The organism is Pseudomonas sp. 21LCFQ02, assembly GCF_024129895.2.
Classification (GTDB): Bacteria; Pseudomonadota; Gammaproteobacteria; order Pseudomonadales; family Pseudomonadaceae; genus Aquipseudomonas.
The window spans coordinates 1,998,023-2,011,019 of sequence record NZ_CM178749.1 but is presented as its reverse complement, the minus strand read 5'-3'; the positions used below and the strand labels follow the sequence as shown (position 1 = coordinate 2,011,019).

The following is a 12,997-nucleotide window of genomic DNA, read 5'->3' as shown; positions in this document are numbered from 1 at the left end:
GGTCACCCCCGCAGGGTGCGAGGGTGTGGCGGGCCTGGATTACTTCTGCTGGTCCAATTGCTTGTATTTACCGTTGGCGTCCCACTGGTAAACGACATAGTCGGAGGTTTTCAGGTCACCCTTGGTGTCCCACTCCTTCTTGCCCATCACCGTCTGCACCGGATTGGCCTTGAGCCACTCGGCGGCCTTGTCGCCCTTGTTGGCCTTGGCACCGTTGAAGCCGGCAGCCAGTGCCTGCACTGACGCATAGGCATACAGGGTGTAGCCTTCAGGCTCGTACCCGGACTTGCGGAACTCGTCGACCACTGCCTTGCTGTCAGGCAGCAGACGCGGGTCGGCGCCGAAAGTCATGTACACGCCATCGACGTTTTTCGCACCGCCCGCAGTGGTGACCAGCTCGTCAGTAACGATACCGTCATCGGACATGAACTTGACGTCCTTCAGGCCCTGCTCACGCAACTGGCGGACCAGCGGGCCGGCTTCGGGGTGCAGCCCACCGAAATAGACCACTTCAGCGCCAGTGGAGCGGATCTTGGTGACCAGCGCACTGAAGTCTTTTTCGCCACGGGTAAGACCTTCGTACAACACGTCTTTTACACCGCGCTTGGCCAGTTGCGCACGGGTCGCATCGGCAAGGCCCTGACCATAGGTGTCTTTGTCATGGATGACCGCGACCTTCTTGGCCTTGAGCACGTCGACGATGTAGTCGCCGGCGACGATACCCTGCTGGTCGTCACGGCCACACATACGGAACATTTCTTTCAGGCCACGCTCGGTCACCGTCGGGTTGGTGGAGCCAGGGGTGATGGCGATTACGCCAGCATCGCTGTAGACCTCAGAGGCCGGAATGGTAGAAGACGAGCAAAAGTGCCCGACCACACCCACGACCTTGTCCTGATCGACCAGGCGGTTGGCCACGGCCACGGCCTGCTTGGGTTCGCAGGCGTCATCTCCGGCCACCAGGACAATCTTCTCGCCATTGATGCCGCCTGCCTTGTTGATCGCATCGGCGGCCGCCTGGGCGCCCTTCATGTACTGCTCACCAAACGATGCATTAGCCCCTGTCATGGGCCCCGCAACGCCGATCTTCACGTCAGCCTGGGCAAAAGACGACACGCCCAATGCAGTTGCCACTGCGATTGCCAGAAAGCCTTTACGGTAGAACGTCTGCGACATGAGTGGTGCTCCTGAGGTTTTTTTAATTAGCACTGCAACTACGCCATAGGCTTGAGCAAGCCTCGTGCCATCATTTTTTTATTTTTCAAAAACTCACGATCCAGGGGACGTACGGTTGCTGATAATCCAGCAAACCAAGAGGTGCAACCCTCTGGATCAACGGGTTGCAACCACGCAACAAAAAAGCGCAACCAGAACGACAAAAAGCAGCAACCCCGCCCTCACACGAAGAGCAACCCAACTGTAACCGGCGCTGTCACCGAACTGCACACCGGCGGTGCGCGAACGCTACGGGACGCACCATTTTGAGATTAGTGGATTGTTAGCGTAACGCGGCAAAACCTTTCGACGGGTGTCGTCAGGCCGCCAGCCGCATGGGCAAAATCCAGCGGCTATTGATAAACCCTTGATCGACGGCGGGCAAACGAGGTTTGTGCCGAATGTCATTCCATTCGGGCATGAAGTTGCCTTAATGCTATGGAATCGCCCAGCAAGGCCTTCGCATTACGGCTCATCCCAGAAAACGGCATCTCTCAGACTGTCCAGACCACGCCCGGTCTGGAAAGAAAAAGGGCGCTCCAGGGTAGCCACTTCGCGGGTGCACTGCTGATGCATTCTTGAATAACGCAACACGGGATTGGCAATGTCCGATACATCAATGGATGTCAGAGTGAAGCTGATGTTCTCTACGCCATACATAGGAACAGCCCAGGCTCCCCAAGAGCGCTGTGGGGGCTCGAGTTGAAAATGTACCTGCAGCCGACCTTCGTTCAACAACCTGCGCAGGTCAGCATCCTCGATACTCAGTAAAACAGGCACTTTCATCAGCTGTTCGGGCATTGAAGGCCGCAAGGAGCGAACTTCACCGTACACGTTGGGTTTGCGCGCACCGGAAAACGCTGCACCCTCGATCCGCTCGATACTGGAGTAGGAGACCGACGTCGGACGCTGAAGCCTTAAAGTGACGGCGCATACTGCCCGCTCGCCTGTATCACCAGGCCGATAAGGTTTCAGGCTTTGCGGGTCCAGTAAGTTGACCGAAAAATGACCCAAGGTATTGAACGTCACCAAGCTCTTCATGCCCGCCATTGACAGCTTGCTGGCGACCTCCTCGATAGCGGTCTTGTCAGTCGTCAGGGACATACGAAAGTTGGCGTGCCGACGCGACTCGATCAGGCCGATGAGATAGCTCTTTATCGCCTCTTGCTGTTGAGCATCAAGAGCCCCTTGAACCATCTTGATATGCACAACACTCTGATCATCCCTGTCTCGCCTGATCTTCAGCGCGCCCGGCGCAATACCCATTTTCTCGAACTGATTGGCCAGTTGTGATTCATGAGAGCGGGCGGACGCCGGCGGTAATACACGACCGTCGTGCGTGACCGGACCTGAAAAATTCAGGCTTATCCAGCGCTCTTGGCCTTTGCAACCGACCAGCATCAGCATGGGCAAGAGGATCAGACTTGTGAGCAGTTTCATCGGACTTCCTTTTCCTGATTGATCAACGCACAGATCCGGGACAGCCGAAACGAGCCATCAGACCAGACGCAGGCGCGTTTTATACGCGCCGCAGCCAAGGCCTTGAAAGCGAATCAGAAAAAATGGATGCATCCTATTTAAATAGGTAAAAAAGCCTACGGTGTTGATCGTCATTTCTGCATTGCCGAGCTGAGTGCATCGCTGACACACCTTTGAACAAAGCGCCCCACCAAATGCCGTTCGCTGGCATCATGATCGCCTCGACACACTCGCGACTCGAGTTGCCACATTCGCTGCCCGGTGATGTCGGATTGTTTTTCGCCTGGACCGCATCCTTTGAGCGGTCATGCTGGAGCTATCCCGATGAGCGAGAGCGCTTTCTCCGAGAGCATCGTGCAAAACCTGATCGACACCGATTTCTACAAGCTCACCATGATGCAGGCGGTGTTGCATAACTATCCCAATGTGGATGTGGAGTGGGAGTTCCGCTGCCGCAATGGCGAGGATCTGCGCCCGTACCTGCCTGAAATCGAACGGCAGATCGAGCGGCTGTGCAATCTGTCGCTCGGCAAGGAGCAACTGGGCTTTCTGGAGCGCATCAGTTTTCTGAAACCGGACTTTCTGCGCTTTCTGGGCCTGTTTCGCTTTAACACCCGCTATGTAGACGCCAGCATCGAAGACGGTGAATTGCGCATTCGGCTGCACGGCCCCTGGCTGCACGTGATCCTGTTCGAGGTGCCACTGCTGGCCATCGTCAGCGAGGTGCGCAACCGCCACAAGCATCCAGACATCCTGCTCGCTCAGGCCAGCGATCATCTGTACGCCAAGTTCGACTGGCTCAAGGCCAATGCCAGTGCCGAAGAACTGGCCGAGTTCAAGGTCGCTGACTTCGGTACCCGGCGACGCTTCTCCTATGCCGTGCAGGAAACGGTGGTCCAGGCCCTCAAGGATGATTTTCCCGGACAGTTCGTCGGCACCAGTAATGTGCACCTGGCTCAACAAAAAGACATCAAACCGCTGGGCACCATGGCTCATGAGTGGATCATGGCCCACCAACAACTCGGCCCGCGACTGATCGACAGCCAGAGCGCCGCCCTGGATTGCTGGGTGCGTGAGTACCGCGGCCTGCTGGGCATCGCCCTGACCGACTGCATCACCACCGATGCCTTCCTGAACGATTTCGATCTGTACTTCGCCAAACTGTTTGACGGTTTGCGTCACGACTCGGGTGATCCGGTACAGTGGGGCGAAAAATGCATAGCCCATTACCGCAAGCTGGGCATCGACCCGATGAGCAAGACGCTGGTGTTCTCAGACGGCCTGAGCCTGCCCAAGGCCTTGCAGATTTTCCGTGCCCTGCGTGGGCGCATCAACGTCAGCTTCGGCATTGGCACCAATTTGACCGCCGATATCCCCGGCGTCGCGCCGATGAACATGGTGCTGAAGATGACAGCCTGTGCCGGCCAGCCGGTGGCGAAGATTTCCGATGAGCCGGGCAAGGCCCAATGCAAGGATCCCAACTTCGTTGCCTACCTGCGCCACGTGTTCAAGGTGCCGACCATTGCCGGCGAGTGAGCCTTTCGATTTTCAACAAGGAGAGCCCCATGCAAGCCCTGCAACGCCAGATTGCCGAACAACTCAAGGTTCAGCCGCCGTTCGCCGATGAGGCAGCGCTGCAAGCCGACCTGACCCGCCGGGTCGAATTCATCAAGCAATGCCTGCGCAATGCGCGGCTCAAGACCCTGGTACTGGGCATCAGCGGCGGCGTCGACTCACTGACCGCCGGCCTGATGGCCCAGCGCGCGGTGCGCGAGCTGCGTGAAAGCACTGGCGACAACGGCTACCGCTTCGTTGCGGTGCGTCTGCCTTACCACGTGCAACAGGATGAACACGAAGCCACCGCCGCCGTGGACTTCATCAACCCGGACGAGCGTCACACCGTGAACATCGCACCAAGCGTCCAGGCGCTGGTCGCCGAGGTTCGGGCCTTCGATGCGCAGCACGCCGGTGCGGTGGACTTCGTGGTGGGCAACACCAAGGCACGCACCCGTATGGTGGCGCAATACACCATTGCTGGCGCATACCAGGGGTTGGTGATCGGCACCGACCACGCCGCCGAAGCGGTGATGGGCTTCTTCACCAAATTCGGTGACGGCGCTTGCGACCTGGCGCCTTTGAGCGGCCTGGTGAAAAACCAGGTACGGGCGATTGCCCGCAGCTTCGGTGCACCGGGGTATCTGGTGGAAAAAGTACCGACCGCCGACCTGGAAGACCTGGCACCGGGCAAGCCGGACGAAGCCTCGCATGGCGTGACTTATGTCGAGATCGATGCCTTCCTGCATGGCCAGCAGGTCAGTGAAGAGGCGTTCCGGATCATCAGCGAAACCTACGCCAAGACCGCTCACAAACGCGAACTGCCTTACGCGCCGTAACAGGCTGAACCAGCGAACTCATCCGCAACAGGGATGAGCTCGCCGGGCGGGTCACTTGAGGATCAAGTCGCCCTGCATCATCGCCACATGGCCGGGGAACGAGCAGAAGAACTTGTATTTTTCTGCGGCATCGAGCTTGGTCGCATCGAAGGTCAGCGATGTGGTTTCGCCGCCGCCGATCAGTTTGGTGTGGGCGATGATCCGCGCATCGCCCTCTTTGAGGTAATCCTTGTCGACCCCGGCGCCCATGCCGTCGGTGGCGATGCCCTGCACATCCGCCGCCTTGCTCAGCACCAGGTTATGGCCCATGACGTTCTTGGGCAGAGTGCCGACGTGCTTGAGTTCGACCGTGAACGTCTTGCAGCTCTTGTCGACGTCAATGGACTTGCTGGTGAACTGCATCATGTCGTTGGAATCGACAGTGGCCTTGCATTCGGCCGCCAGCAGTTGGCCGCTGGCCAGCGTCAGCAAAGACACGGCGAGAAGTTTGCGAATCATGGAAATCTCCTGAAAGGGTACTCGGTCTTGCTCCAAGACTGCCTGATAGACGGGCCGGTTCCAATGACCTGCGTCAACGTGCCTACCGCCGGGCACTATCGGTGCCATACAGACAATCAAACAGCCAGACGGCGGCCAGCCTACTAGGCTTGCGGCATCAAGTCATGGAGCCATCATCATGTCGGTAAGCGAACTGTTAAGCCGTGTTTTCGCCGCCTATGCCTGCGCTGCCAGCGCGCATTGTCCATACGACTCTCTCGACCAGCCATAGGTGCTGCGCTTTCGCGGTGAAGGACGAGGTAATGCCGATCAGTTAAGGTCGGCGCAATCTCTGTAGGAACGAGCTCGCTCGTGAAGAGGCCGGTAAAGTCACAGCATCTGCTGCGAATACGCCACTGTCTTCGCCAGCAACCGGAGCGCCGTTCGGCCTCGCCTACGCATTGCGCATCTGCGCTTCCTCCAGCGGCATCACGGTCACTCGCACTTCAGGGTCATGGCTGCCGCCGCCGAGGATGACGCCACGCAGCGGCGACACGTCGGAGAAGTCCCGGCCCCAGGCCAGAGTGATGTGTTCCAGCGCTGGCTGGATATTGTTGGTCGGGTCGAAATCGACCCAGCCTGACGCCGGGCAATACACCGAGACCCAGGCGTGGGAGGCGTCAGCGCCGATCAGGCGTGGCTGGCCAGGGGGTGGCTGGGTCAGCAGGTAGCCGCTGACGTAACGCGCCGCCAGGCCGCGTGAGCGCAGGCAGGCGAGCATCATATGAGCGAAGTCCTGACACACCCCGCGACGCCGCTCGAGCACCTCCAGCAGCGGCGTCGCCACTTGCGTGGCTTCGGCGTCGAAGGTGAATTCACGAAAGATCTTTTCCATCAGCGCCTGGGCCCCCTGCAGCACCGGCCGGCCGGGCGGGAAGCAATCGGCGGAAAATTCGGCAAAGGCCCGTTTGAGATGCACATAAGGCGACTCGAAACGGAAGCGGCAGGCATCCAGGCTGCCGGCATCCATCGGCCGGGCGCTGTAGCTCAATGCCGCGCAGGCCAGCTCCCATTCGCTGGACAGGCGAAAATCCAGCTCCGGACGCGCCAGCACCTCGACCTGCAAGCGGGCGTTGATCTGTAGTTCATCGTGCGGGCGCTCGAACGCCAGCCGGGTGACCGGGTTACCGAACACATCCAGCTCGTCGCGACGCATGGTGGGTATCGGGCTGATGTCCAGATGCTGTTCAGTGCAGTGCTGCCAGCGATTGCTGCGCGGCCAGAGATGCGCCAGTTGCTGCGCCAGTGACACCGCACTGTCATAGCGGTAATGGGTATCGTGGAGAATCTGGTAACGGGCACTCATCAGACGGACACCGTGCGCTGGCTGATATCATCGACATGGGCAAAATGGCGTAATGCCAAGCGATCGGACACCAGCCCGCTGGCATCGCCGACGCTTTGCAACAGCTCAGCCAGGGCGTCGAGTGCAGCCTGCACGCCGCTGTCGCCGAACAGCGGATTTTCCAGGTTGCCGAGGTCGACACTGGCCAGGCGCCTGGCCAGGTTCGCCAGGCTGTGATCACGCGGCGCGTCGAAGGCTTCGTTCAGCCGGCGCAGCGAGCGCGACACCTGTTTGAGCTGGAACAGCACGGCATGCGGGTTTTGCTCATCGAGCAGCAGCAGATCAAGGACCGGAATCAACTGCGGCACCGCCATGTAACGCGAGCGGTAGGTGATGCTGCTGTTGCCCAGTTCCAGCAGCCATTCCAGCGCGGCCTGATCCTTGACCGCTGCGCCACGCAGGTAGCCTGCCAGCGCAGTGCTGAGAAACCGCAAGCGCTCGATGCGCCGGCCAATCATCAGAAAGCTCCAGCCTTCATCACGGGTCATGTCGTCCAGGGCAAAGCCGGACAAGGCCGCCAGCGACATGACCAGACGGTTGAGAAAGTCCAGCAACTCGCCAAAGTCCGGCTCGGCGGTTTCCAGACTCTGAGCCTCTTGTTGCAGTTCGACCAGCGCCTGCCAGTTCTCCCTCGACAGCTTGCCGCGCACCTGCGAGGCCGCCCACTGCAAGCGCTGCAGGTTGGCGCGCAGGCTGAACACCCACTCCTTGCCTGCCAGCGCACTGAACAGTCGCTGCGGCAGGGTCTCGCCCTCCTCGGCATCAGGCAGCAAACCCAGACGCTCGGCCAGCTCCACCGCCGCTTGCAAGGCCAGGGGGTCGTCACCGTCGACATAGCGGGTCAGCATGATGCGCAACAACCGCGCGCTGTCGTCGCAGCGCTCACTGTAGCGACCGAACCAATAGAGGTTTTCCACCACCCGCGAAGGCAGGTAAGGATCGCGGCGGATCAGGTCATGCACACCGATCACCCGACGCCCCTTCCAGGGTTCGCTGGCCGGCGTGCGCTCACCCAGCACCCAGGTGTCCTTGCTGGCCCCGCCGCGCTGCATCGAGACCGCATCGGCATTGGCCAGTGCTGCCACCCGGGTCAGCCCGCCCGGCAGCACCCGATACCCCATCGTATCCGCCACGGCGTAAAGCCGCATGCCGATGGCCCGCGCCTGCAGGCTCTGCCCATCGTCCTGCAATACCGGCGCCTGGGATAACTGCGCCAGTTCCTGGGCCACGTAGGCATAGGGCCGGGCCTGGATGCGCTGCGCCAGCGTATCACGCTGAGCCTCATCCAGATCGCGGCCAAGAATCGGGATAAAGCGCTGCGAAGGAAACGCCGGCTTGAACAGTAGCTCGGGCATCTTTTCCAGGGCCTGGGCCAGCACCGGTGGCTCGCCGCACCACCAGGTGGCAATCGACGGCAGGATCAATGGCTCGCCCAACAACCGCTCACTGATTTTCGGCAGAAAACCCAGTAACCCGGGCGACTCCAGCACCCCGCTGCCCAGCGCATTGGCCACCAGTACCTGGCCCTGACGCACCGCCTCCAGCAACCCCGGCACCCCCAGCGCAGAGTCGGTGCGCAGTTCCAGCGGGTCGCAGAAGTCGTCATCGAGACGGCGCATGATGGCATGCACCCGGCGTAGCCCACTGAGGGTCTTCAGGTAGACACGCGCATCACGCACGGTCAGGTCGCCGCCTTCGACCAGCGGATAACCCAGATGGCGGGCCAGGTACAGGTGTTCGAAATAGCTTTCGTTGAAGCGCCCCGGCGTCAGCACCACCACCAGCGGCGCCTCATCGCCAGCCGGCGCCTGACGGGCCAGGGTCTGTTGCAACGTGTCGAAAAAGCCGGTCAGGTGCCGGACCTTCATGTCACGGTAGCTGTCGGGCAACGCCCGGCCAACGATCTGGCGGTTCTCCAGAGCATAACCGGCCCCCGACGGTGCCTGGGTACGGTCGGCGGTCACCCACCAGCGGCCGTCGGGCGTGCGTGCCAGATCCACCGCATACATGTGCAGATAGGTGCTGTCTGGCGTCAACACACCCTGGCAAGGCCAGAGGAAGTTGTTATGGCCAAATACCAGCTCGGCAGGCAGCAGACCTTCGGCGATCAGGCGCTGCGGGCCGTACAGGTCGGCCAGCACCGCGTTGAGCAGGCGTGCGCGCTGGGCGATGCCGGCTTCGATATGGCGCCACTCGTCGGCGTCGATCACATGCGGCAGCAAGTCCAGCTCCCAAGGCCGGTCAGCGCCCTTGGGGTCGGCATAGACGTTGTAGGTAACGCCGTTTTCCTGGATCTGCCGGCTCAGCAATGCCTGGCGCTGCATCAACTGCGCCGGGCTGCTGCGTTGCAGTTGCTCGTGCAAACGGCGCCAGTGACTGCGCAACTGCCGCTGTTCATCGAGCATCTCGTGGTAGGTTCCCGATGAAAACGGGTAGCGATCGAGCAGATCAGGCATGCAGGTCTCGGCAGGCGACTATGAGGACTTCAGGTTAACTCACACGCGTTTCATTTGCGGTGTCGCCAGGCAGCCGGCGGTAAAGCCAGGCTGCCGTTCATGCTCAACTGCGGCGAACGGGTTGATGACGACGCATATCCAGCGTCATCGGCAGCTCGTCGCTAATGTTGAGCGGCGCCACACTGATCTTGCCCGGTGTATGACCGATTCGCTGAAAACGCGCCAGGCGTCGACTCTGCGCTTCATTGCCATTGACTGGCAAGGTCTCGAAGTTGCGGCCGCCCGGATGCGCGACATGATACTCGCAGCCACCCAACGAGCGCTGCATCCATGTATCGACCAGATCGAACACCAGCGGCGCGTGCACACCAATGGTCGGTTGCAGGCAACTGGCCGGCTGCCAGGCGCGATAGCGCACCCCGGCGACAAACTCCCCGGCCTGCCCGGTCGGTTGCAGCGGCACCGGTATACCGTTGCAGGTCAGCACGTAGCGCTGCGGCGCCAGCCCCTTGAGGTGTACCTGAACGCGCTCCAGTGACGAATCCACATAGCGCACAGCGCCGGAACCTGAGCCTTCCTCCCCCAGTACATGCCAGGGTTCCAGCGCCTGATGCAGTTGCAGCTCGATGCCATTGACCGCGTAGTCGCCCAGCTTGGGAAAGCGAAACTCCAGGTGTGCGGCGAACCACTCGCTCTTGAGCGGGTAACCGGCCTGGTTGAGTTCGGTGATCACATCCGCGAAATCCTGCTCGATGAAGTACGGCAGCATGAACCGGTCATGCAGCTCTGTACCCCAACGCGCCAAGCGTTGCGGCGCGTAGGGTTCACGCCAGAAACGCGCCACCAGTGCCCGCAGCAACAACTGCTGGGCCAGACTCATGCGGGCATGCGGCGGCATCTCGAAGCCGCGCAGTTCCAGCAGCCCCAGGCGACCGCTGCTGCTGTCCGGCGAATAGAGCTTGTCGATGCAGAACTCCGCCCGATGAGTATTGCCCGTCACATCGATAAGCAGGTTACGCAGCAAGCGATCGACCAGCCACGGCGCGACGTCCTCACCCGGTGCCGGGAACTGGGCAAAGGCGATCTCCAGCTCGTACAGCGAGTCATTGCGCGCTTCGTCGATGCGCGGCGCCTGGGAGGTCGGGCCGATGAACAGCCCCGAGAACAGGTAAGACAGCGAGGGGTGGTTGTGCCAGTAGCTGATCAGGCTGCGCAGCAGATCGGGGCGGCGCAGGAACGGCGAGTCTGCCGGGGTAGCGCCGCCCAGCACGAAGTGATTGCCACCCCCGGTGCCGACATGCCGACCGTCAATCATGAACTTCTCGGTGGTCAGCCGCGTCAGGCGTGCTTGCTCGTAGAGAAAGCCGGTGCGCTCGACCAGCTCGCTCCAGCTCGCCGAAGGCTGAACATTGACCTCGATGACCCCAGGATCGGGGGTGATCCTGAAGTTCGCCAGCCGCGGGTCGCCGGGCGGCTCGTAGCCTTCCAGCAACACCGGGCATTTGAGCTCTTCGGCGGTGGCCTCGATCACCGCCACCAACGCCAGATACTCTTCGAGCTTCTGCAGCGGCGGCATGAACAGATACAGGCGCCCGTTGCGGGCCTCGGCGCACAGCGCGGTACGGGTCAGCCAGTCGGCCGACTCATCAATGAGCGGCGCATGCTCATTCTCCTGGCTGCCAGACAGCGCAGGCTCATCGGCAAGTTCAGCCAGCTCGGCAAACGGCTGGTTCGGGTCTTCAGGATGGATAAACGGATACTCGGCCGCGCTCACCCAGGGCTGCGAAGCCAGCGGCAAACGGTAGCCCAGCGCCGAGTCACCCGGCACCAGACGGCAATGCTGGCCGCGCAGATACCAGCGCCCGCTCTGCCAATGCTTGCCGTCCGCGGTGCGGGCCAGTGGCAACACCTGGCCGACCACCTTGTCCAGCCCCTGAGTGAATACCTTGCGCAGCCGGGCGCGCTCTAGCTCATCGTCCAGCCGTGAGTCTTCAGCGCTGACATTGACCGGCAACTGCCCTTCACGCCAGAGGTAGTAAAGGTTGTCTTCATAAGCCGCAAACACGAAGCGCGGGGCTACGCCCAAGCGCTCGGCGACACTGGCCAGAAAGCGCCCGGCCAGCTCGCTGTCGGCGCCATGGTCGCGGTTTTCATCAGCGATCAGCGCCGGGTTGCGCCACACCGGCTGGCCGTCCTTGCGCCAGAAGCAGTTCAGCGACCAACGCGGCAATTGCTCGCCGGGGTACCACTTGCCCTGCCCGAAATGCACCAGTGACTGCGGCGCGTAATGCTCACGCAGGCGCTGGAACAGTTCAGCCGACAGACGCCGCTTGTTCGGCCCCAGGGCTGCGGTGCTCCACTCCTGACCATCACGGTCGTCAATCGACACGAAGGTCGGCTCGCCGCCCATGGTCAGGCGCACATCACCTTCTTGCAGGTCGTGATCGATCTGTTCGCCAAGGGCCAGAATTTCGGCCCATTGCTCATCGCTGTAGGGCTGGGTGACCCGCGGCGCTTCCCAGATCCGCTGCACTGACATGCTGTGGCTGAACTCGCTTTCGCACGGCTCCAGAACCCCGCTGATTGGTGCCGCCGAGGAAGGCTCGGGGCTGCACGCCAGTGGAATATGCCCTTCGCCCGCCAGCAAGCCCGAGGTCGCATCCAGGCCGACCCAGCCCGCGCCTGGCAGGTACACCTCGCACCAGGCGTGCAGATCGGTGAAATCGACCTCGGTGCCCGACGGCCCGTCGAGGGCCTGGACGTCAGCCTTGAGCTGGATCAGGTAGCCCGAAACGAAACGCGCTGCCAGGCCTAAATGACGCAGCAGTTGTACCAGCAGCCAGGCCGAGTCGCGGCACGAGCCCGAGGCATTCTCCAGGGTTTGTTCAGGGGTCTGTACACCAGGCTCCATACGGATCAGGTAGCTGATGTCAGCGTGCACGCGCTGGTTGAGCGCCACCAGAAAGTCGATGCTTGCCAACGGCTCACGGCTGATGCCGTCAAGATAGGCGGCAAACTTCGGCGTCAGCGGCAGCTTTTCCAGAAACGAGCTCAGCTCGCGCTGCTCATCAGCGCTGTAGGCGAACGGGATCTTCTCGGCATATGGCTCAAGAAAGAAGTCGAACGGGTTGAACACCACCATTTCCGCGACCAGATCGACCTCGATACGCAGTTCGCGGGTCTTCTCGGGAAACACCAGACGGGCCAGGTAATTGCCCTGCGGGTCCTGTTGCCAGTTGATGAAGTGCTCTTGCGGTTGCACCTTCAGGGAGTACGAGAGGATCCGCGTGCGGCTGTGCGCCGCCGGGCGCAGGCGAACCACCTGCGGGCCCAGAGCAATAGGGCGCTCGTAACGGTAATGGGTAACATGGTGCAAGGCGATGTGAATCGACACGGCGAGCCTCCTGCGAGCCTGGACAGTCCCTGGGCCGCGCAAGACTTATGCCATCGTCGGCATGCACGACGCCCGAGGCGTGGGTGATGGCTAGTCAGTCAAGCAGAGCACCAGGATTACGCCACACCATGCTCTGAATAGGGGTGGATGCACAAGAACGGAGCCGAAATAAAAACGC

General features: G+C 61.3%; 8 protein-coding genes. 2 read left to right on the top strand and 6 right to left on the bottom strand.

The genetic code is table 11. The features are described from left to right. Positions 1 to 39: 39 nt before the first annotated feature. Positions 40 to 1,176 carry an ABC transporter substrate-binding protein gene (locus tag NJC40_RS09185; RefSeq protein ID WP_253140330.1) on the bottom strand — a complete coding sequence of 379 codons (1,137 nt, stop codon included), beginning with the start codon at positions 1,174 to 1,176 and terminating at the stop codon, positions 40 to 42. 504 nt (positions 1,177 to 1,680) lie between these two features. Further along, positions 1,681 to 2,655 carry a hypothetical protein gene (locus NJC40_RS09180; RefSeq protein ID WP_253140329.1) on the bottom strand — a complete coding sequence of 325 codons (975 nt, stop codon included), beginning with the start codon at positions 2,653 to 2,655 and terminating at the stop codon, positions 1,681 to 1,683. A gap of 363 nt (positions 2,656 to 3,018) precedes the next feature. Between NJC40_RS09180 and pncB the strand changes: the two genes are divergently transcribed. Both pncB and nadE read left to right on the top strand, forming a co-directional pair. Further along, a complete protein-coding gene (gene pncB, locus NJC40_RS09175; RefSeq protein WP_045486870.1) occupies positions 3,019 to 4,230 on the top strand; it encodes a nicotinate phosphoribosyltransferase in 1,212 nt (403 codons plus the stop codon). 29 nt (positions 4,231 to 4,259) lie between these two features. Next, positions 4,260 to 5,087, top strand: coding sequence for an NAD(+) synthase (nadE, locus tag NJC40_RS09170; RefSeq protein ID WP_253140328.1), 828 nt, complete (start codon positions 4,260 to 4,262; stop codon positions 5,085 to 5,087). A gap of 51 nt (positions 5,088 to 5,138) precedes the next feature. Here the strand turns inward: nadE and azu are convergent, their stop codons facing one another. The 4 genes from azu to NJC40_RS09150 form a co-directional block, all read right to left on the bottom strand. Further along, complete coding sequence (gene azu / locus NJC40_RS09165; protein WP_045486865.1) at positions 5,139 to 5,585, bottom strand: azurin; 447 nt, start codon at positions 5,583 to 5,585, stop codon at positions 5,139 to 5,141. A 433-nt stretch (positions 5,586 to 6,018) separates the two neighbouring features. Beyond that, positions 6,019 to 6,930 carry a transglutaminase family protein gene (locus NJC40_RS09160; RefSeq protein ID WP_253140327.1) on the bottom strand — a complete coding sequence of 304 codons (912 nt, stop codon included), beginning with the start codon at positions 6,928 to 6,930 and terminating at the stop codon, positions 6,019 to 6,021. Next, entirely contained in the window at positions 6,930 to 9,425 is a 2,496-nt protein-coding gene (locus NJC40_RS09155) for a circularly permuted type 2 ATP-grasp protein (RefSeq protein ID WP_045486859.1), read from the bottom strand. Before NJC40_RS09155 ends, NJC40_RS09160 begins: the two co-directional genes overlap by 1 nt. A 103-nt stretch (positions 9,426 to 9,528) precedes the next feature. Beyond that, complete coding sequence (locus tag NJC40_RS09150) at positions 9,529 to 12,819, bottom strand: transglutaminase family protein (protein ID WP_253140326.1); 3,291 nt, start codon at positions 12,817 to 12,819, stop codon at positions 9,529 to 9,531. Positions 12,820 to 12,997: the final 178 nt, after the last annotated feature.